Annotated in this window: 24 protein-coding genes; 11 read left to right on the top strand and 13 right to left on the bottom strand. The window is 70.4% G+C overall.

Annotation, left to right across the window (positions count from 1 at the left end; genetic code table 11):
- Position 1: 1 nt before the first annotated feature.
- Both ACWGIG_RS14745 and ACWGIG_RS14740 read right to left on the bottom strand, forming a co-directional pair.
- Positions 2-1,147, bottom strand: a complete 1,146-nt coding sequence (locus ACWGIG_RS14745) for an LLM class flavin-dependent oxidoreductase (protein ID WP_453321969.1) — start codon at positions 1,145-1,147, stop codon at positions 2-4.
- Positions 1,148-1,250: 103 nt separating this feature from the next.
- Complete coding sequence (locus ACWGIG_RS14740; protein ID WP_453321952.1) at positions 1,251-2,000, bottom strand: response regulator transcription factor; 750 nt, start codon at positions 1,998-2,000, stop codon at positions 1,251-1,253.
- A gap of 123 nt (positions 2,001-2,123) precedes the next feature.
- Between ACWGIG_RS14740 and ACWGIG_RS14735 the strand changes: the two genes are divergently transcribed.
- From ACWGIG_RS14735 to ACWGIG_RS14720, 4 genes are all read left to right on the top strand, one after another.
- Entirely contained in the window at positions 2,124-2,801 is a 678-nt protein-coding gene (locus ACWGIG_RS14735) for a hypothetical protein (RefSeq protein ID WP_453321951.1), read from the top strand.
- On the top strand, positions 2,788-4,020 hold the full coding sequence (locus tag ACWGIG_RS14730; protein ID WP_453321950.1) for a hypothetical protein: 1,233 nt from the start codon (positions 2,788-2,790) through the stop codon (positions 4,018-4,020). Before ACWGIG_RS14735 ends, ACWGIG_RS14730 begins: the two co-directional genes overlap by 14 nt.
- Positions 4,017-4,718 (top strand): ABC transporter ATP-binding protein, encoded by a 702-nt coding sequence (locus ACWGIG_RS14725; RefSeq protein WP_453321949.1) that lies wholly within the window; start codon positions 4,017-4,019, stop codon positions 4,716-4,718. Before ACWGIG_RS14730 ends, ACWGIG_RS14725 begins: the two co-directional genes overlap by 4 nt.
- 71 nt (positions 4,719-4,789) lie before the next feature.
- A complete protein-coding gene (locus tag ACWGIG_RS14720; RefSeq protein WP_453321948.1) occupies positions 4,790-6,019 on the top strand; it encodes an ABC transporter permease in 1,230 nt (409 codons plus the stop codon).
- A gap of 113 nt (positions 6,020-6,132) precedes the next feature.
- Here ACWGIG_RS14720 and ACWGIG_RS14715 read toward each other — a convergent pair whose 3' ends face one another.
- Entirely contained in the window at positions 6,133-6,666 is a 534-nt protein-coding gene (locus ACWGIG_RS14715; protein WP_453321947.1) for a DinB family protein, read from the bottom strand.
- Positions 6,667-6,801: 135 nt separating this feature from the next.
- Here ACWGIG_RS14715 and ACWGIG_RS14710 point away from each other — a divergent pair, with 135 nt between their 5' ends.
- A complete protein-coding gene (locus ACWGIG_RS14710; protein ID WP_453321946.1) occupies positions 6,802-7,038 on the top strand; it encodes a hypothetical protein in 237 nt (78 codons plus the stop codon).
- A 48-nt stretch (positions 7,039-7,086) separates the two neighbouring features.
- On the opposite strand, the gene ACWGIG_RS14705 is transcribed toward ACWGIG_RS14710, so the two are convergent.
- The 4 genes from ACWGIG_RS14705 to ACWGIG_RS14690 all read right to left on the bottom strand — a co-directional run bounded on the left by ACWGIG_RS14705 (position 7,087) and on the right by ACWGIG_RS14690 (position 9,791).
- Positions 7,087-7,830, bottom strand: coding sequence for a GAF and ANTAR domain-containing protein (locus tag ACWGIG_RS14705; protein WP_453321945.1), 744 nt, complete (start codon positions 7,828-7,830; stop codon positions 7,087-7,089).
- Positions 7,831-7,918: 88 nt separating this feature from the next.
- On the bottom strand, positions 7,919-8,659 hold the full coding sequence (locus ACWGIG_RS14700; RefSeq protein WP_453321944.1) for an ANTAR domain-containing protein: 741 nt from the start codon (positions 8,657-8,659) through the stop codon (positions 7,919-7,921).
- A 139-nt stretch (positions 8,660-8,798) separates the two neighbouring features.
- On the bottom strand, positions 8,799-9,269 hold the full coding sequence (locus tag ACWGIG_RS14695; RefSeq protein ID WP_453321943.1) for a nuclear transport factor 2 family protein: 471 nt from the start codon (positions 9,267-9,269) through the stop codon (positions 8,799-8,801).
- Between the two features lie 60 nt (positions 9,270-9,329).
- Positions 9,330-9,791 (bottom strand): MarR family winged helix-turn-helix transcriptional regulator, encoded by a 462-nt coding sequence (locus ACWGIG_RS14690; RefSeq protein ID WP_453321942.1) that lies wholly within the window; start codon positions 9,789-9,791, stop codon positions 9,330-9,332.
- Positions 9,792-9,938: 147 nt separating this feature from the next.
- Between ACWGIG_RS14690 and ACWGIG_RS14685 the strand changes: the two genes are divergently transcribed.
- The gene (locus tag ACWGIG_RS14685) at positions 9,939-10,304 is read left to right on the top strand and encodes an iron chaperone (RefSeq protein WP_453321941.1); all 366 of its coding nucleotides are present in this window, start codon (positions 9,939-9,941) and stop codon (positions 10,302-10,304) included.
- Between the two features lie 164 nt (positions 10,305-10,468).
- Here the strand turns inward: ACWGIG_RS14685 and ACWGIG_RS14680 are convergent, their stop codons facing one another.
- The 4 genes from ACWGIG_RS14680 to ACWGIG_RS14665 all read right to left on the bottom strand — a co-directional run bounded on the left by ACWGIG_RS14680 (position 10,469) and on the right by ACWGIG_RS14665 (position 12,588).
- Positions 10,469-10,879, bottom strand: a complete 411-nt coding sequence (locus ACWGIG_RS14680; protein ID WP_453321940.1) for a VOC family protein — start codon at positions 10,877-10,879, stop codon at positions 10,469-10,471.
- A 120-nt stretch (positions 10,880-10,999) separates the two neighbouring features.
- Positions 11,000-11,377, bottom strand: coding sequence for a VOC family protein (locus ACWGIG_RS14675; RefSeq protein ID WP_453321939.1), 378 nt, complete (start codon positions 11,375-11,377; stop codon positions 11,000-11,002).
- 117 nt (positions 11,378-11,494) lie between these two features.
- Positions 11,495-11,758 carry a DUF397 domain-containing protein gene (locus ACWGIG_RS14670; protein ID WP_453321938.1) on the bottom strand — a complete coding sequence of 88 codons (264 nt, stop codon included), beginning with the start codon at positions 11,756-11,758 and terminating at the stop codon, positions 11,495-11,497.
- Positions 11,755-12,588, bottom strand: a complete 834-nt coding sequence (locus ACWGIG_RS14665; RefSeq protein ID WP_453321937.1) for a helix-turn-helix domain-containing protein — start codon at positions 12,586-12,588, stop codon at positions 11,755-11,757. Before ACWGIG_RS14665 ends, ACWGIG_RS14670 begins: the two co-directional genes overlap by 4 nt.
- Before the next feature lie 246 nt (positions 12,589-12,834).
- On the opposite strand from ACWGIG_RS14665, the gene ACWGIG_RS14660 reads away from it, so the two are divergent.
- From ACWGIG_RS14660 to ACWGIG_RS14645, 4 genes are all read left to right on the top strand, one after another.
- Complete coding sequence (locus ACWGIG_RS14660; RefSeq protein ID WP_453321936.1) at positions 12,835-13,224, top strand: hypothetical protein; 390 nt, start codon at positions 12,835-12,837, stop codon at positions 13,222-13,224.
- Positions 13,225-13,275: 51 nt separating this feature from the next.
- The gene (locus tag ACWGIG_RS14655) at positions 13,276-13,749 is read left to right on the top strand and encodes an ATP-binding protein (RefSeq protein WP_453321935.1); all 474 of its coding nucleotides are present in this window, start codon (positions 13,276-13,278) and stop codon (positions 13,747-13,749) included.
- A gap of 173 nt (positions 13,750-13,922) precedes the next feature.
- Positions 13,923-15,008, top strand: coding sequence for a peptidoglycan DD-metalloendopeptidase family protein (locus ACWGIG_RS14650; protein WP_453321934.1), 1,086 nt, complete (start codon positions 13,923-13,925; stop codon positions 15,006-15,008).
- Positions 15,009-15,038: 30 nt separating this feature from the next.
- On the top strand, positions 15,039-15,581 hold the full coding sequence (locus ACWGIG_RS14645) for a GNAT family N-acetyltransferase (RefSeq protein WP_453321933.1): 543 nt from the start codon (positions 15,039-15,041) through the stop codon (positions 15,579-15,581).
- Positions 15,582-15,664: 83 nt separating this feature from the next.
- Here the strand turns inward: ACWGIG_RS14645 and ACWGIG_RS14640 are convergent, their stop codons facing one another.
- Positions 15,665-15,937, bottom strand: coding sequence for a hypothetical protein (locus ACWGIG_RS14640; protein ID WP_453321932.1), 273 nt, complete (start codon positions 15,935-15,937; stop codon positions 15,665-15,667).
- Positions 15,938-16,032: 95 nt separating this feature from the next.
- On the opposite strand from ACWGIG_RS14640, the gene ACWGIG_RS14635 reads away from it, so the two are divergent.
- Positions 16,033-16,635 (top strand): CatB-related O-acetyltransferase, encoded by a 603-nt coding sequence (locus ACWGIG_RS14635; RefSeq protein ID WP_453321968.1) that lies wholly within the window; start codon positions 16,033-16,035, stop codon positions 16,633-16,635.
- Positions 16,636-16,701: 66 nt separating this feature from the next.
- Here ACWGIG_RS14635 and ACWGIG_RS14630 read toward each other — a convergent pair whose 3' ends face one another.
- Positions 16,702-17,157, bottom strand: a complete 456-nt coding sequence (locus tag ACWGIG_RS14630; RefSeq protein ID WP_453321931.1) for a tellurite resistance TerB family protein — start codon at positions 17,155-17,157, stop codon at positions 16,702-16,704.
- Positions 17,158-17,267: the final 110 nt, after the last annotated feature.

Below are 17,267 nucleotides of genomic sequence, written 5' to 3'. Positions count from 1 at the left end.
GTCATGATGCCGATACCTCCTCGTTCTCGGTGAGTTCGGTGAGTTCGGTGAGTTCGGTGAGTGCGGTGGGTTCGGTGAGTGACCGGGCCACGCGTGCCGCGTGCGTCGGGCCGCCCGGGACCCGGGCCGGGCGGTCCTTCGCCATCTCCTTGCGCAGTACGGGCACGACCTCCTCGCCGAGGATGTCGAGCTGTTCCAGGACGGTCTTGAGGGGCAGGCCGGCGTGGTCCATCAGGAAGAGCTGACGCTGGTAGTCGCCGAAGCTCTCCCGGAAGGTGAGGGTCTTCTCGATGAACTCCTGGGGGGAGCCCACCGCGAGGGGCGTCTCCGCCATGAACTCCTCCATGGACGGGCCGTGCCCGATGACCGGCGCCTTGTCGAAGTAGGGGCGGAACTCGCGCTTGGCGTCCTGCGAGTTCTTCCGGATGAAGCCGTGCCCGCCGAGCCCGACGACCGCCTGCTCCGGGGTGCCGTGGCCGTAGTGCGCGTACCGCTCCCGGTAGAAGTTGATCAGCTTCTGGAAGTGGTCCTTGGGCCAGAAGATGTTGTTCGCGAAGAAGCCGTCGCCGTAGTAGGCGGCCTGCTCGGCGATCTCGGGGGAGCGGATGGAGCCGTGCCAGACGAAGGGGGGTACGCCGTCCAGGGGGCGGGGGGTCGAGGTGAAGCCCTGGAGCGGCGTGCGGAACTTGCCCTCCCAGTTCACCACCTCCTTGCGCCAGAGCTCGTGGAGGAGCGCGTAGTTCTCGACGGCGAGCGCGATGCCCTCGCGGATGTCCTTGCCGAACCACGGGTAGACCGGGCCGGTGTTGCCGCGCCCCATCATCAGGTCCACGCGCCCGTCGGCCAGGTGCTGGAGCATCGCGTAGTCCTCGGCGATCTTCACCGGGTCGTTGGTGGTGATGAGGGTGGTGGAGGTGGAGAGGACGAGGCGCTCGGTGCGCGCGGCGATGTAGCCGAGCATCGTGGTCGGGGAGGACGGCACGAAGGGCGGGTTGTGGTGCTCGCCCGTCGCGAAGACGTCGAGTCCGACCTCTTCCGTCTTCTGCGCGATCGCGACCATCGCCTTGATGCGCTCGTGCTCGGTCGGGGTGCGACCGGTCGTCGGGTCGGGCGTCACGTCGCCGACGGTGAAGATTCCGAACTGCATCGCGTTCGCGCTCATCGGGGCCACCTCATGCACTCAAGAGAGTCTGTTGAAAATTGAACAAACTCGTCAACGGGTGACCCGGGCGGACTATTCCCGGTCCGCGTTACGGGGCGCCGGGGGAGCGGTCGTCCGTGCGCCTGCCGTCCGTGAGCTTGTAGCCGACGCCGAACACCGTCAGGAGGTGGGCCGGTTTGCGCGGGCGGGGCTCGATCTTCTTCCGCAGGTTCATCACGTGGACGTCCACGATGCGCTCGGTGATGTACCGCGGCGAACCGTGGATCGTTCCCAGCAGCTGCTGCCGCGTGAACACCCGGTCCGGTTCCGCCGCCATCGCGGCCAGCAGCTGGAACTCGCCGGGAGTGACCTCGACGACCTGCCCGCCGACCCGCACCTCGTGCCGTACCGGATCCACCGATACGTTCCCGACCCGCAGGACTGCCGGCTCCGGGGCGGGCGCCGCGGCTGCCCGGAGGCGGGTGCGGCGCAGCAGGGTGCGGGTCCTGGCCATCAGCTCGCGCGGGCTGTACGGCTTCGTCAGGTAGTCGTCCGCCCCGAGGTCGAGCCCGAGGAGCAGGTCGTCCTCGGTGGACCGGGCGGTCAGCATCAGCACCGGAAGCTCGGCCAGTGCCGGGGTGCCCGTCTCCCGGCGCAGGATGCGCAGGACGTCGAGGCCGTCCACGGACGGCATCATCACGTCGAGTATCAGCAGATCGGGCGGGTGCGACCGGGCGGATTCGAGGGCGCTCCGCCCGTCGTGCACGACGGCGGCGGTGTGACCCTCGCGCTCCAGGTAGCGGCGTACCAGCTCGGCCTGCTTCTCGTCGTCCTCCGCGACCAGCACATATGCGCTCACGCCGCGATCGTAGGCAGGCCGCCGCCGGTTCCGACGCCGCCGGGGGCACCTCGGGGGTGAGGACCATGCGATCGCTATCCGGGCCTGACAACTTCTTCATACGGGCTGCGCAGCATGAGCCCCATGCTGACTTCGACTTCGTTCGCTCCCAGGAAAAGCGTGCTCGCCGCTGCCGCCCTCCTCATGTCCGTGTCGCTGCTGGCCGGCTGCGGGGGCGGGGCCGGGGACGACGGTGCCAGGGGTACGGACGGCAAGTCCGACGTCGCGTCCCTGGACAAGGGCGAGAAGGGCGAGAAGAGCGCCCCGGGCAGCAAGGGCGACAAGGACGGCAAGGGCGCCACCAAGGAGCCGAAGTCGCCGGAGGAGGCGAACCGGGCCGCCGCCGATTCCGGGCGTCCGCAGCGCCGTCTGGACACCTCCGACGAGGAGGAGACGCGCATGTGGAACACGTACTTCTCCTGCCTCAAGGAGAACGGCGTCAAGATGGACACGGGCGGCCCGTCCGTCAGCGGCGGAGCCGTCGAGAGGCCCGCGGAAGGCCCCGCCGAGCCCAAGGCGGCGTATGCGAAGTGCCTGGTCAAGATGCCGTTGATGGCTCCGGAGATGGACCCGGAGCGCAACCCGCGCTACCGGGACGACTTCACCGAGTGGGTGCGCTGCATCAACAGCAAGGGCGTCCCGGTGAAGGCCCTCGCGGACGGCTCCGGCTGGAACTACACGGGCACCCCGAAGATGCCGCCGGCCAAGTACCACAAGATCGAGAACGACTGCAAGCTGGAGGCCTTCCGTGACAAGGGCTGACACCGGGGGCGAGTACGGGCCCGAGTACGGGTCCGAGTCCGAGTCCGAGTCCGAGTCCGACGAGGGGCTTCGCCGCCGCCCGCGCCGCAGATCCCTCCTGATCGCCGTCGCGGTCGTGGCGGCGATGGCGGCCGTCGCCGCCGGTGCGTTCGCGCTCGGCGGCAGGGGCAAGGGCGACGGCACGGCCGGGGCCAACACCCCGAAGGTGCAGACGGCCGTGGTCTCCCGAGCCGACCTGTCCGACACCAAGGAGATCCAGGGCACGCTCGGTTTCGGTGCCGAGAAGACGCTGAAGAGCGGCAGGAAGGGCCTGATCACCCGGCTCCCCGCGGAGGGCGACACCATCAAGCGCGGCAAGCCCCTCTTCTGGGTCGACGACCGCCCGGTGACCGTCTTCACCGGCGCCACCCCGCTCTACCGCACGCTGACCCCGCCCAAGGACCCCGAGGCGAAGCCACTGCGCGGGCGCGACGTGAAGATGGTCGCCGACAACCTGCGGGCCCTGGGTTACGACATCGGCGCCCAGCCGAAGCCGGGGTACGCGAAGGGCTCCCCGACGGCGGGGGGCCGTACGGCGGGCGACGAGGGGGAGTTCACGCAGTCCCTCTCCGCAGCCCTCAAGCGCTGGCAGAAGTACGTCGGCATGAACCCGACCGGCACCCTGTCCGTCGGTGACGTACAGGTCCTCCCGGGGGAGGTCCGCATCGGCGCGGTCACCGCGGGCCTGGGCGACGAGGCGACCGGACCCGTCCTCACCGTCTCCTCGATGGCGAAGGCCGTCACGGTCCCGGTCGACGCGACGGAGGCGGGGCAGGTGAGGAAGGGCGCCAAGGTCACCGTCGTCCTCCCGAACGGTACGGAGGCGGAGGGCCGGGTCGACAAGGTCGGCCGCGCGGCCACCCCGGAAAAGGGCGCGGGCGGCGACGCCACGCAGAACGCCCCTCAGAAGCTCGACGTCACCGTCCTCCTCTCCGACCGTACGAAGGTCGACGACCTGGACGCGGCATCGGTCACGGTCCGCTTCACCACCCAGACCCACAAGAACGTCCTGACGGTCCCGGTGGGCGCCCTGACCGCCCTCCGCGAAGGCGGCTACGCGGTCCAACTGGCCCGCACGGACAAGCTGGTTGCGGTGGAAACCGGCATGTTCTCCCGAGGTCTGGTCGAGGTACGCTCCCCCACCCTCTCCGAGGGCACCAAGGTGGTCACCGCCTCATGACGGACACCTCCCGCCCCACCCCCGTGCTGCGCGTCCGCAACGCCACCAAGGCCTACCCCGGCGGCGTGAGAGCCCTCGCCGACGTCTCCCTCACCGTCCACAAGGGCGAACTCCTCGCCATCCTCGGTCCCTCGGGCTCCGGCAAGTCCACCCTGCTCCACCTCATGGGCACCCTGGACCTCCCCACCACCGGCACCGTCGAGATCGAAGGACAGGACGCCGCCGCCCTCTCCGACCGCGCCCTCTCCACCCTCCGGGCCCGCCAACTCGGCTTCGTCTTCCAGCAGTTCCACCTCACCGACGGCCTCTCCGCCACGGAGAACGTCGCGACCGGCCTGCTGTACGGCGGCGTCCCGCGCCGCAAACGGGGCGCCCTCGCCGTCGAGGCACTCGGACGCGTCGGCCTCGGCCACCGCACCCGCCACCTCCCGCACCAGCTCTCCGGCGGCGAACGCCAGCGCGTCGCCATCGCCCGCGCGCTGGTCAACAATCCCGCCCTGGTCCTCGCCGACGAGCCGACCGGCGCGCTCGACACCACCAACGGCCGTGCCGTCATGGACCTCCTGCACGCCCTCAACGCCGAGGGCACGACCCTCGCGGTCATCACCCACGACCGCGACATCGCGGCCTCGCTGCCGCGCCGCGTGGAGATCCTCGACGGCCGCCTGATCGCAGACACGGGAAGCCCTCAGCCGTGAAGTCCTCAGCAGGGAAGTCCCCAGCAGGGAAGCCCTCAGCCGTGAAGTCCCCAGCCGTGAAGTCCCCAGCCGTGAAGTCCCCAGCCGTGCAGACCCTCAAGAAGCCGCGTGCCAGGCCCGTCCGTCTCTCCCCCGGCGACCTGATCCGCCTCGGCCTGCTCGGCATCCGTACGCGCAAGATGCGTGCCGCGCTGTCCGCCCTCGGCATCTCCATCGGCATCGCCACGATGATCGTCGTGGTCGGCATTCCGGCGTCCAGCCAGCAGGCCCTCATGGCGGAGCTGTCCGCGCTCGGCACCAACACCCTGCGCGCCGAACCGATGCCCGACCAGAACCCGCCGGTCAAGCTCCCGGAGCAGGCCGTCGGCATGACGGACCGGATCGGACCGGTCGAGTCGTCGAGCGCGGTCGCCAACACCCATGCGCTGGTACGTCGTTCGGACCGGGTCGACGAGAACGACACCTCCGGCCTGACCGTCCTCGCCGCCAGACTGAACCTCCTCACCACCCTCAAGGGCCGTGTCCGGTCGGGCCGCTTCCTCGACGCGGCGACGTCGAAGTTCCCGACCGCCGTACTGGGCCACCAGGCCGCCACCCGCCTCGGGATCCCCGCCGTACCGCCGGGCGCCGCGCCCCAGGTCCGTGTCAACGACACGTGGTTCACGGTCATCGGCGTCCTCGACGCGATGCCGCTCTCGCCCGACGTGGAGCGCTCGGTCCTGGTCGGCTGGGACGCCGCGAAGGCGAGGCTCGGCTTCGACGGCCACCCGACCGTCCTGTACGCGCAGGTCCGCGAGGAGGCGCTCGAAGACGTACGAGCGGTGCTCGCACCCACCCTCAACCCCGAGGTCCCGGGCCTGATCCAGGTCAGCCGGCCCTCGGACGCGCTGCTCGCCAAGCGCGCCACCGAGTCGACCTTCTCGGCGCTCTTCCTGGGCCTCGCCGGAGTGGCGCTCCTCGTCGGAGGCATCGGAGTCGCCAACACCATGGTCATCTCGGTCCTGGAGCGGCGCAAGGAGATCGGGCTGCGCCGTGCGCTGGGCGCCAACAGGGGCCAGATCAGAGGGCAGTTCCTCACCGAGTCGGTCGCGCTCTCCGCGCTCGGCGGCCTGGCCGGCACGGTCCTCGGCGTCGCCGCGACCCTCGGCTACGCCCTCTACCAGGGCTGGCCCCCGGTCGTTCCGGCGTTCGGCGTCGCGGGCGGCATCGGCGGTGCGGTGCTGGTGGGAGTGGTGGCCGGCGTCTACCCGTCCGTACGAGCGGCCAGGCTCCCGCCGACGGAAGCGCTGGCCGGTACGTGACGCCACCGGCGACGTACGAACACCCGACCCGGCCCGCCCGGCCCGCCCGGCCCGTCCGGCCCGCTCAGCCCTCGCCCGACCCGTCCCGTCCCGACCCGACCGGCCCCGGCCGCTCAGTCGCCGGTCGTACCGTCCGCCAGCTCCCGCAGGATGTCGAGGTGTCCGTTGTGCCGGGAGATCTCCTCGACGAGGTGCATCAGCACCCAGCGCAGGGTGGGCCGCCTGCCGTCCCTGAGCGGCCGTACGGCGAGGGCGTCCAGGTCGGCCCCGGCGACGAGCGCGTCCCACTCGGCGCACTTCGCCGCGTACTGTGCGATCAGCTCGTCGATCGGCACCCCGTCCACCACCCGCATCTCGCGGTCGGGGTCCTCGTCGGTCCACGGGCCCTCGTCCTCGTGCCCGAGGAACATCACCTCGAACCACCAGTACTCGACCCAGCGCAGGTGGCTGATCAGCCCCCACAGGGACATCAGCGGCGACCCGGGCAGCGGGGCTGCCGCCGCGTGCTCGGCGGAGACGCCCGCGCACTTCTCCCAGGCGGTGCGCCGGGCGTAGTCGAGATGGGTCGTCAGAGTGGAACGCTCGTCCCAGGCGGCGGGCTTGTCGGTACGGGCGGGCGCCTGCGGGTCTGTCTTCTCAGTGGTCATCGTGCGGAATGGTCCCCGTGCCGGTGGCAACTGTCGAGCGATTAATCGGAGCCGGGCGCGCCGCGCCGTCCCCGAAGGAGTGACCCCTGCACGAATCCGCCCCGCAGGGCCCCCGGCGAGGTGCACGCTGCCGGGATGTCCACACGCACCGACGCACGCACAGGCGCAATCACCGACGCACGTACCGACGCGCGCACCGTCCCCTCCCCGCCGCCCATCCCGCCGACCTGCCCCAACTGCCGCCAGGGACTGCTCTGGAAGGACACCAGGGCCGAGATCCGGGAGAAGGACGAGCACCACTGGCGCTGGTGGTGCGGCAACTGTTCCAAACGCTTCCGCCCCACCGAGGAACACCTGCGCCGCTTCTCCTGAGCGGGCCGCCCCGGCCCGAGGAGCGCCCGTGCAGCAGGCACATTCACCTCACCGCCGCTGCGCCGCCGGCACCAGTCCGTCGTCGATGACCTCGCGCGCCACTGTCGTCAGCCGCCGGCTGTGGCTGCGCGCATGGTTGCGCAGCACCGCGAATGCCTCGTCGACCCCGAGCCCCAGCCGGGCGGCGAGCACCCCCTTGGCCTGCTCGATGAGGATGCGGCTGTGCAGGGCGGTGCGCAGCTGGATGCCGGTGGCACGGTGCGCGCGCAGGGTCTGCTCGTGTACGAGGCCGATGGCGGCGGCGTCGGCGAGTGCCTGCCCGAGCCGTACGTCGGTGGGGGGCAGCGGTCCCGGGCCGGTACGGAGCAGCAGCAGGCTGCCGAGCCGCTCCCCGCGCAGCCGCAGCGGCAGCGCGCTCGCCCAGGTGTATCCGGTCCGCCGGGCGAGCGGCACGAAGACGGCCCACCGCTCGTGCGGTGTCCGGGCGAGGTCGACGCGCGTCAAGTCGCCGGGCGGGGGCGGGGCGACGCCCAGGTGACAGTCGAGGGCGGGGCCCTCTTCGGCGCTGACGTCGAGGAGTTCGGCGAGGCCGTCCTCCGGGTCGCAGGGGGCGACGGGCCGCAGTGGTTCGCCGTCCGGGGCGAGCAGCACCGCAGCGGCGGTCACGTCGAGCAACTGGCAGCACCGCACGGTCAGTTGGTGCAGAAAGTCGATGACGTCGAACTCGTCGACGAGGGTGTCGGCCAGCTCGACGAAGGCGTCGGCGAGGGTCAGTTCAGGTTCCCGGTTCATTTTTGGCTTCCTCGGTTGCCACAGTTCCCCACGGGGTCCAAGAGTTTCCAGCTTCCACGATTGTCCTGTCCGTCGGCCGCCACTCTCGTCAGCCCCCGTTACGGCCTTCGTGCGGCTGCGGCCGGTCGTCGGGCAGCTTGAGCCTGCGGGCGACGATGTCGCGGGAGACGGAGACGATAGGCCTGTTGTGCGCGAATGCATAAGCACGCAACCGGTCAAGCGCGGTGGTGAGTTCCACGCCAAGGTCGACGCTCAGCATCCCTGTCGCCTGGTGCACGACGGCCCGGCGCAGCCCACCCGGGAGTTCGCCCCGGAGGGGCGCCGGCGAGGTTGCGGGGCCGTGCGGACGCACGGCGGACAGCAGGAACACCGTGAGCGCGTCACAGATCATCAGTGCGACGTCGACGCCTTCCTCCGTGAGCCCTCTGGCCTCCCGCCGGTGGCCGGTCATGGAACCGATCCGGATGGCCCCGAGCCGCAGCGGGAAGGCGAACACGGACCGCACGCCGAGTTCGGTGGCGCCGGGGAGGAAGGCGGGCCAGGAGGTGTGCGGTGCGTACCGCACATCGGTGACCAGGCAGAGCGCCCCGTCCTTGGTGGACACGACGCTCGGCCCTTCCCCCAGGGTGAACTGGAGGTCATCCAGTCGGGCGCTCAACTCGCTGCTGTACCAGATGAGTTCGGAGGAGTTGGCCTGGGTGGAGACGGACACTCCGTCCAGCTCCAGCAACTCGGCGCAGCGTGCGACCCAGCCCGACGAAGGGCCGGGCCCTTCGGGATTCAGCGAATCGATCAGTGCAGCCAGTTCCCCGGACCTGTGCACGGCCATGCCCCATCACTCCGACGCCGCGTCGACAGGTGGACCACCCGGTGCGTGCTGCCGCACTCTTCCGAACGGCGTGTCCTTCACTACACGTCCAAGAATGCACGCAAGCCCCGGACTCCTTCAAGTGGCGCTGTAAAACAGCTCAGTTGTGCGGCAGAGCCGTCGATGACGGCTCTGCGCACGCGTCGGCGACGGCCCCGGCGTCCCAGTAGAAGGGGTGGACCTCGGCGATCCGTCCGTCCTCGATCCGGCTCGTCTGCAGCAGCGGAAACGCGAGCTCCCGGCCGGTGGCCCGGGCCCGGGCCCGTATCCGGAAGAGCACCACGGCCGTGTCGCCGGTGGCGAGGAACTGCCGGTCCGCGATGTCGAACGACTCCCACGCGCGGCTCATCGCGAGGAAGAACCGCTCCATGCCCTCGTGACCGCGCCAGGTTCCGCCGTACGGCAGAGAAGCAGCCTGGTGCAGCACGACGTCGGGCGCGAAGAAGGGAGCGAGGGGCCGGAACGAGGCCTTCCCCGGGCCTCCGGCCGCGAGGTACCGCGCCTCGGCCGCGTACATGCCGGTCAGGACGGCCACCGGGTCCTTCGCTGGGGAAGCTTCCACCTTGGTCATGCCGCCAGCATGACCGGGCAGGGTGATCCGTACCGGCGGCATTCGGACGCCGACCTGGCGCTACGCGGCGAACCCCACATCGCCCCCCGCGTTCCCGATCATCTTCCGCAGCACCTTGACCGCCGCGACGTACTCCTCGTCGCCGACCCCGTCCCGCAGCCGCGCCTGCGCCGCCGGTACGACCTCGTCGCGGACCTTGGCCCACCTGTCGGCGCCCGAGGCGGTGGGGGTGAGCCGTCCCTCCGCGTCCTCCGCGAGCCAGTTCCACCCGATGAGCTCGTCGATCGCCGCGTCGAGCACGGAGATGTCCACGTACGGCCGTGTCTCGACGATCCGCCTGGCCGTTTCGCCGCGGCTCAGCCCGCCGTCGTCCTCGCTCACCCGGTACAGGGCCCAGGCGTGCGGCTGCCGCAGACCGAGCTGCCCGAGGGAGTCGTTCATGTACGCGACGATGGCCTGCTGGGCGGCTCCGGCCCAGTAACCCATGGACTGGCTGAGGAGTTCGGAATCGGTGAATCCCATGGCGGGACCTCGCAGTTCGCTTCGGAGGTGCAGGTCGGCTGAACACCCCGGACGCTAGGACCTCAAGCGATGTTGAGGTCAAGGGCCGTCGAGCCGTGAAGCACACGCATCCCCCGGTCCTCCCCTCGTCCCCCCTACCCTCGTGGAATGGTGCAGAGCAGCGCGCAGGACGTGGACTCCTACCTGGCCGAGGTGCCCGACGGGCGCAGGGCGGCCCTGACCAGGCTCCGGCAGTTGTGCCGGGCGGAGCTGGTGGGCTTCGAGGAGGTCATGGCGTACGGAATGCCCGCGTACGAACGGGACGGCGTGGCCGAGATCGCGTTCGCCGACCAGAAGCAGTACGTCTCCGTCTACCTGCTGCGCACCGACGTCCGCGAGGCGTTCGCGGAGCAGCTCGCCGGCCACGACATGGGCAAGGGGTGCCTGCGTTTCCGCAAGCCGGAACGCATCGACTTCGACCTGCTCCGGAACCTGCTCAGGGCGACTGCGGCGGCCCCCGGCAAGGTCTGCTGACCGCCGCGTTGCTACGGGGCGAGCGCGAGGGAGGGGGGTCGGAACAATGTCTCACTTACTCGTGTAAGTGAGACATTGTTCAGCGGCCGGTACCGGGCGGAGTGCCTGGATCACCCGTCACGCGACCGGATCCGACAGTCGGCGACGAGCCTCGTCCGAGCCGCTCAGCCGTGCTGGGGCCAGGTCGGGCCCTGGTCGGTCCAGACGACGCCCTTGTTGCGGCACAGGCAGAAGGGGTGGCCGATCGGGTCGGTGTAGACCCGCCAGCCGTAGCCGTCGGGGCCGATGAAGTCCTGCCTCAGCGTCGCGCCGAGGTCGAGGACGCGGCGCTGCTCGGACTCGATGTCGTCCACTTCGAAGTCGAGGTGGAACTGCTTGGGGTGCTCGCTGTCGGGCCACTGCGGAGCCTGATAGTCGTCCACCTGGATGAATGCCAGCTCGATCTCGCCGAACCGGATGCCGGCCCAGTGCTCGGAGCTGTCTTCCTTGAGGGGACGGCCCGTCACCTCGGAGTAGAAGGCCGCCAGCTTCATCGTGTCCGGGCAGTCGATGATGAAATCGGTGAGTCGCAACATCCCGCGATCTTGGCACAGGCCCGAACCCGGCTTCGAGGCAGGCCACAAGCAGCTCCGTCGAAGTACGGAACAGTGAGCTCCTGGAGGCTTCGCCCCGGACCTCGTTGGCCGATCGTGCCGTCAGAGCGGGTCGAGGCGGCGCTTGAGCAGGCAGAACTCGTTGCCCTCGGGGTCGGCGAGTACGTGCCAGGACTCCTCGCCGGTCTGACCGACGTCGGCGCGTACAGCCCCGGCGGCCAGGAGGCGTTCGAGCTCGGCGTCCTGGTCGCGGTCGGTGGCGTTGACGTCGATGTGCAGGCGTCGCTGCCCGCTCCTCGGCTCGTCGTTGGGGCTGAGCACGATCGTCGGCTGCGGGCCGCCGAACCCTTCGCGCGGCCCGATCTCGATCGCGCCCTCCTCGCGGTCGAGCACGACGAAGTCCAGGACCTCGCACCAGAACCGCGCCAGCGCCTCGGGATCGCGGCATTCGAGCACGAGCTCACTGATCCGGCATGCCATGTGATCCAACCTGCTTTCGGTGATGGGCCCCGACGGGGAGGGGGCATTCGCTACCGTGAGTGCGCGACGGGGTCCCGCCACCAACATTGGCGGGACCCCGTTCGTGTGCGGTACGGGTCAGACGGTGTGGGCCGCCGCGAAGGACGTGAAAGCCGCCCAGGTGGTGGGCTTCACGTCGAAGGTGGGGGAAGCGCCGCCGAGCTTGCTGTCACGGATGTGGACGTCGGCGCAGGTGCAGGTGGCGATCTCGATGCACTGGCCGCCTTCGTTGCCGCTGTAGCTGGACTTGTGCCAGCCGTGGGCGACCTCGACGCAGTCGCCGCCTTCGTTGCCGCTGTAACTCGACTTGAACCACGCCGAGTTCGGGGGCACGTTGTTCATAGTGCTCCTGCCAGTTCCTCGATGAACTTCATGCTCTCCGGTGCCCGAAGGGCATTGGATCGGATCATTGCATACCGCTGTTCCAGCGCGTCCACTTCTTTGGGGCTGGCGAAGAAGGTGGAACCGCCTCCCTGGTACTCCACGTAGGCGAGGGAGCGTCCTTCCTCGGTCGTCAGGAGCGTCAGGGGCCCGTCGAGACCGGCGTGGGTGTCGACCTCGGTTGGCACGACGTGGAGGGAGATGTTGCGCATCTTGGCGCAGCGGGCCAAGTGGTCCAACTGCTCCTTGTGTGCAGCCCGGCCGCCGATCGGGCGACGGAGCACGTGCTCCTCGATGACGAAACACAGCGTGGCTGGGGGCTTCCGGGTGAGGAGGCTCTGCCGTTCCAGGCGCCCCTGAACGCGGAATTCGATCTCGTCCTCTTCGAGCAGAGGGACGCGGGCGCTGAGGACCGCCCGCGCGTGTGCCTCAGTCTGCAAGAGCCCGTTGATTGCGTGGGTGTCGTACGTGTAGAGCCGCTGCACCAGGCCCTCGGTGTCGGCGTAATCCTGGAAGAAGTCCGGATATCCCGGCTTCCCCAACTCTTCGAGCAGCGCGATGAGCATGCCCTCCGCGCCCAACGCCTGGTCCACGTCCGTCACGTAGTCCGGCTGGGGCCGTAGCGATCCGGCCTCCACCTTCTGGACCGTCGACAGCGAGTACTTGTGTGCCGTGAGCGCCGCCAACTGCTCCTGAGTCACGCCACGATGGGCTCGCAGCGCCTTCTGCTGAAGCCCGAACACCTTCCAGATGAGCGGTTTCCCGCGATTGCCGTTGCCCTGGTCTCCCATGTGTCTCCGCCCTCCCACAGTGAACCTCACCGTGCCCTCAACGGGGCCTCAAGGCTCCCCACTCGGGCCGCATCGGATTCCTCTCCGAGCCGCAAGTTCACTTCTACGGGTCGGCTGGAGTACCGACGGTAGTCGGCCGCTGACACGCTTTCACCCATGACGAGCGAACCTGCGGGCATTGAACTCACCGGTACCCGTGCCGAGTTGAGTACAGACCGAAGACTCTTCGTTCCGCCATGGGTACCCGTGTTCGAGCATGAACCCGCGAAGGTCGGGGTGTACCTCGGCGCGGTCCGTGTCATCGGGCGGCTCGCTTTCGAGATCGTCGACGCGTTGCTCGCGGCGACGGGCAACGCGCCGGGTGCGATCGTCGGCGACCCGGGCCCGCACGGAGTCGTGCACTTCCTCACCGAGCCGGGCGCAGGCGAGGGCCTGCGCTGGCCGCCCGGCGTCAAGAGGTTGGACGGGCAGGCCGGGGACTTCGTCAAGGTCCCGGCGTGGACCGGGAACACGCTTCCTGTGTCGTGGTTGGCCCGCCCCACCCGGGACAGCGTGTTCGTCGACGCGCACGTCCTCCACCGGGTGGCCTGCGCCGTCACCCGCTACGGAGTTCTCCGTACGGATGAAGAAGCCTGACTCCCACCCCACCCCACCTCACCCCGCCCCCACGAACACGAGGTCCGGAACGTGCTCCACCCACCCCCCGTCCCCACCCCCGTCCCCACTCCCGCCTCCACCCTCCTCCCGCCGGTGGCCCGCGAATGGTCCGCCGAGTGTGCGCTGAAGCCGCGCGCGGTGGCCCTCGCCCGTACCCGTGCCCGCACCTGTCTGACCGTCCTCGGCTGGACCGGTGACATCGACGATGCCGTCCTCGTCGTCTCCGAGCTGGTCACGAACGCCGTCCGGCATGCCCGCCTGCCGGGCCGGGCGGCCTGGCTGCGGCTTGCGGTGCTGGAGGACGGTGGGCTGTTGGTGGATGTCTCCGACCCGGTGGCCGGGTTCATGGGAGGCGCGGGAGTGGATGTACCGCCGGACAAGGAAGGTGAGAGTGGACGGGGGCTCCATCTGGTGGGTGCGTTGGGTGAGTTGAGCTGGTTCCTGCGTGCGGACGCGGCAGGCGGTAAGACCGTACGAGTGCATATGGCGTGCGAGCGCGGGTGAGCGGCGTCGAGCTGGGGCGTGCCCTTGTGGCGGCCGGGGGGGGAACCACTCCCACGGCGATGCCGTGGTCCGTCGCCCGGTCCCCGCTTCCGTTGCTGCACCGGAGTGACCCTCACGCGCGTTTCCCGGGCCGTTGCGGGGCCGATCGGGTGTCGGATGGTCAGAGTCGGCCCATGCGACGAGTCGAATTCACACGCAGGTCTGCGGTGGCGGTGGCGGTTGCGGGCTGTCTCGTGGTCGGGGCGAGCGGCAGCGGGCACGGTGCCGGGCCGGGGCCCGGGGCGGTCGAGGTGGAGCGGTTGTACCGGGAGGCGGCCGTGGCCGTGCAGGCGCACGAGGTGGCGCGGAAGGCCGTGGAGCGGGGGCGGGGAAAGGTCCGGCGGTTGCGGGTCGCGGAGGCGGCCGAGGCGGCTCGGCTCGGCCGGCTCCAGCGCGTGGCGGGGGAGTTCGCGCGCAGTCGGTACCGCGAGAGCGGGGGCGGGCTGGGACACGCCCTGCGGCTGCTGAGTGCCGAATCGCCCGAGCGGATGATGGAACGGGTGTCGCTGGCGCGGCGGGGCGGGCACGCGACGGCTTCGTTGATGACGTGCGTACGCGAGTCCCGGGCGCGGCTCGCGCGGGACCGGGCGGAGTCGGCGCGGGTGCTCGGGGCACTGAAGGGCGAACTGGCCCGGCAGTCGGCGGCCCGGCAGCGGATCGAGGCGAAGCTGCGGGAGGCGCAGGAGCGGCTGCGGGCCGCGGAGGCGGCTCGGCTGGCGGCGACCGGCGGGGCTGTGGGGCCCGGGTGCGGGAGCGGGGCGGACGTGGAGCCGCTCGGGTCGCGGCCCCGGAGGCCGGTCGGCCGGGCGGCAACGCCCAAGTGGGTCAAGCCCGTTGACCCCGCGCCGTTGTCGTCGGGGTTCGCCGAGTCGGGCGGGCGGTGGAAGCACCGGCACACCGGGCAGGACTTCGCGGTGTTCGACGGGGAGTCGGTGCGGGCGGTGGGGGACGGGACCGTCCACTTCACCGGGTGCGGGGACGGCTTCGGGAACCAGGTGGTCCTGCGGCACGGAGACGGCTACTTCACGCAGTACGCGCACCTGTCGGTGGTGCGGGTGCGGGCCGGTCAGCGGGTGGCGGCCGGGCAGACGATCGGCCTCAGCGGGAGTACGGGCAACGTGTCCGGGCCGCACCTGCACTTCGAGGTGCGTGTGACGCCGTGGCTGGGCTCGGGGATCAACCCGCTTCCGTGGCTGCGGGAGCACGGGGTGACTCTGTGAGGCATGCGGTACGGGTGATTCCATGGGCGGATGAGCACGGATGCGGGTGGAGTGGTGCGGGTCCGGAAGGACGCCGATGTCGGTGCGTGCGTACGGGTGCTGCGTACGGTGCACGAGACGAGCGGGTACCCGCGCAACTGGCCGGTGGATGCAGCGAGTTGGCTGGTGCTGGAGGGGGAGCTCGGGGCATGGGTGGCCCGGGCGCCGGGGAACGGCCCCGTGGTGGGGCACGTCGCGCTGGCGCGGGCGGCGGAGGGCGATGTCGCACCCGGGCTGTGGGACGGCGGGGGAGAGGTCGCGATGGTGGGCCGGCTGTTCGTGGCGCCGGAGGGGCGGGGGACCGGTGCGGGCCGTGCGCTGATGAGTGAAGTGGTGTGCGCAGCGCGGGAGTTGGGGGTGTGGCCCGTACTGGATGTGGTGGCGGACGACACGGGCGCCGTCGCGTTCTACGAGCGGATCGGCTGGCGACGACTCGGCTCGGGCAAGCAGAACTGGGGCGCGGGGGAGCTCGTCGGCGTGCATTGTTATGCCGCGCCGGACGCCGAGCGAGTACCGGAGCCGACGAAGCCCTGAACCGGGACCCGCAACACCGAGGCCGGACGCTGTACGGAACGTGGTGGCTGGGGCTGTGTTTGGTGCCGGGGCTGGTGCTGTGGTCAGCTGCACGTCCGGTGCTGTTTCCGGTGCGGTGCGGTGCGGTGCGGTGCGGTGCGGTCCGGTGCGGCGCTCGGCCCGCGCCCGGTGCCGTGTCGGATGCCGATGCCGATGCCGATGCCGATGCCGACGGCGATGCCGATGCCGACGGCGCTGTGCTCGGTGCCGCGCCGGGCTTCGGGCCGGGGGCGTGTGAGGTCGTCCGTGGCGCAGTCGTTCGTCGTGGTCCGGTCCGTAGTGCTGATTTGCCTGTACGTCGTTGAGTAAGGAGCCACCCCCCGTGACCGAATCCCCCGGCCGCAGCGGCCCCGCTGCCTCTGGCGGTCTCGCCGAAGCCGTCCCGCCCACCGACCCCGGCACGCTGCACCCCATGCCCGGGCAGCAGCGTGTGGTGCTGCTCAAGCCGCTCGTGACGTCGCCGCTCATCGAGGTCGGGGACTACTCGTACTACGACGACCCGGACGACGCGACCGGCTTCGAGACGCGGAACGTGCTCTACCACTACGGGCCCGAGCGGCTGCGCATCGGGAAGTTCTGCGCGCTGGCCACCGGCGTGCGGTTCATCATGAACGGCGCCAACCACCGGATGGACGGCCCGTCCACCTTCCCGTTCCCGTCGCTCGGCGGGGCGTGGGGGCCGCACGTCGACCTGCTGATGGACCTGCCGGTGCGCGGCGACACCGTCGTCGGCCACGATGTCTGGCTCGGGTACGGCGTGACCGTCATGCCCGGCGTACGGATCGGGAACGGCGCGATCGTCGCCGCCGGGTCCGTCGTCACCTCCGACGTGCCGGACTACGGGATCGTCGGAGGGAATCCGGCCAAGCTGATCCGGAAGCGGTTCGGCGACGAGGACATCGAGCGGCTGCTCGCGCTCGCCTGGTGGGACTGGCCGGTCGAGCACCTGACGGAGCACGTACGGGTGGTCATGGCCGGGAGCGTGGAGGAACTGGAGGCGGTTGCTCCGCGCTGAGGCCGCACAGCGGGAGGCCGGGCCCGTAGGTGGGGACCGGCCTCCTGCCGTGCGTACCGGGAGCGGTTACAGGTCGAACTCGTGCGGCGGCAGGTCCAGTGCGAAGCACGCCTCCCGTACGACCGCCTGCTCCGTCTTGTCGAAGTCGCCGTCCGCACCGCCGATCACGATGCCGATCTGGATGACCGCACGCGCCTCCGCCGGCTTCTTCTTCGCCTTGGCGATCTCCTGGAGGATGCTCACCTTGCCGAACGCGAAGTCCGCCGTCAGCTTGCCGACGTAGTCGTTGAAGCGGCGCTGGAGGTCGTCGGCGGGGAAGTTCTTCAGGACGTCGTTGGTGGCGATCAGGGACGCCACGCGCTGGCGCTCGGAGGGGTCGATGGTGCCGTCCGCCGCCGCCACCAGCGCGCACATGGCCATGCTCGCGTCGCGGAACGACCCGCTCTTCAGCTCGTTCTTCTTCGACTCCAGCTGGGTCTGCATCGTCGAGGCGGTTTCCTTGAGGCGGTCCCACAGGGCCATGAAGTGTCTCCGTCGTCAGGGGCGTACGTCTGGGGCGTATCTACAAAATCTACAGACGTGTAGAACCTAACAGGGAGTGAGCTAAAGGCGCACTAAGCAGGAAGAAGGCC

It is taken from the genome of Streptomyces sp. NPDC054863 (assembly GCF_053610825.1).
This window is presented reverse-complemented; position numbering and strand designations above follow the sequence as displayed.

Bases quoted from the DNA above. Each gene is read 5' to 3' on its own strand.
- ACWGIG_RS14745 (WP_453321969.1), bottom strand. From the start codon at position 1,147: ATGCAGTTCGGAATCTTCACCGTCGGCGACGTGACGCCCGACCCGACG.
- ACWGIG_RS14735 (WP_453321951.1), top strand. From the start codon at position 2,124: ATGCTGACTTCGACTTCGTTCGCTCCCAGGAAAAGCGTGCTCGCCGCT.
- ACWGIG_RS14725 (WP_453321949.1), top strand. From the start codon at position 4,017: ATGACGGACACCTCCCGCCCCACCCCCGTGCTGCGCGTCCGCAACGCC.
- ACWGIG_RS14715 (WP_453321947.1), bottom strand. From the start codon at position 6,666: ATGACCACTGAGAAGACAGACCCGCAGGCGCCCGCCCGTACCGACAAG.
- ACWGIG_RS14710 (WP_453321946.1), top strand. From the start codon at position 6,802: ATGTCCACACGCACCGACGCACGCACAGGCGCAATCACCGACGCACGT.
- ACWGIG_RS14705 (WP_453321945.1), bottom strand. From the start codon at position 7,830: ATGAACCGGGAACCTGAACTGACCCTCGCCGACGCCTTCGTCGAGCTG.
- ACWGIG_RS14700 (WP_453321944.1), bottom strand. From the start codon at position 8,659: ATGGCCGTGCACAGGTCCGGGGAACTGGCTGCACTGATCGATTCGCTG.
- ACWGIG_RS14695 (WP_453321943.1), bottom strand. From the start codon at position 9,269: ATGACCAAGGTGGAAGCTTCCCCAGCGAAGGACCCGGTGGCCGTCCTG.
- ACWGIG_RS14690 (WP_453321942.1), bottom strand. From the start codon at position 9,791: ATGGGATTCACCGATTCCGAACTCCTCAGCCAGTCCATGGGTTACTGG.
- ACWGIG_RS14685 (WP_453321941.1), top strand. From the start codon at position 9,939: ATGGTGCAGAGCAGCGCGCAGGACGTGGACTCCTACCTGGCCGAGGTG.
- ACWGIG_RS14680 (WP_453321940.1), bottom strand. From the start codon at position 10,879: ATGTTGCGACTCACCGATTTCATCATCGACTGCCCGGACACGATGAAG.
- ACWGIG_RS14675 (WP_453321939.1), bottom strand. From the start codon at position 11,377: ATGGCATGCCGGATCAGTGAGCTCGTGCTCGAATGCCGCGATCCCGAG.
- ACWGIG_RS14670 (WP_453321938.1), bottom strand. From the start codon at position 11,758: ATGAACAACGTGCCCCCGAACTCGGCGTGGTTCAAGTCGAGTTACAGC.
- ACWGIG_RS14665 (WP_453321937.1), bottom strand. From the start codon at position 12,588: ATGGGAGACCAGGGCAACGGCAATCGCGGGAAACCGCTCATCTGGAAG.
- ACWGIG_RS14650 (WP_453321934.1), top strand. From the start codon at position 13,923: ATGCGACGAGTCGAATTCACACGCAGGTCTGCGGTGGCGGTGGCGGTT.
- ACWGIG_RS14645 (WP_453321933.1), top strand. From the start codon at position 15,039: ATGAGCACGGATGCGGGTGGAGTGGTGCGGGTCCGGAAGGACGCCGAT.
- ACWGIG_RS14635 (WP_453321968.1), top strand. From the start codon at position 16,033: ATGCCCGGGCAGCAGCGTGTGGTGCTGCTCAAGCCGCTCGTGACGTCG.
- ACWGIG_RS14630 (WP_453321931.1), bottom strand. From the start codon at position 17,157: ATGGCCCTGTGGGACCGCCTCAAGGAAACCGCCTCGACGATGCAGACC.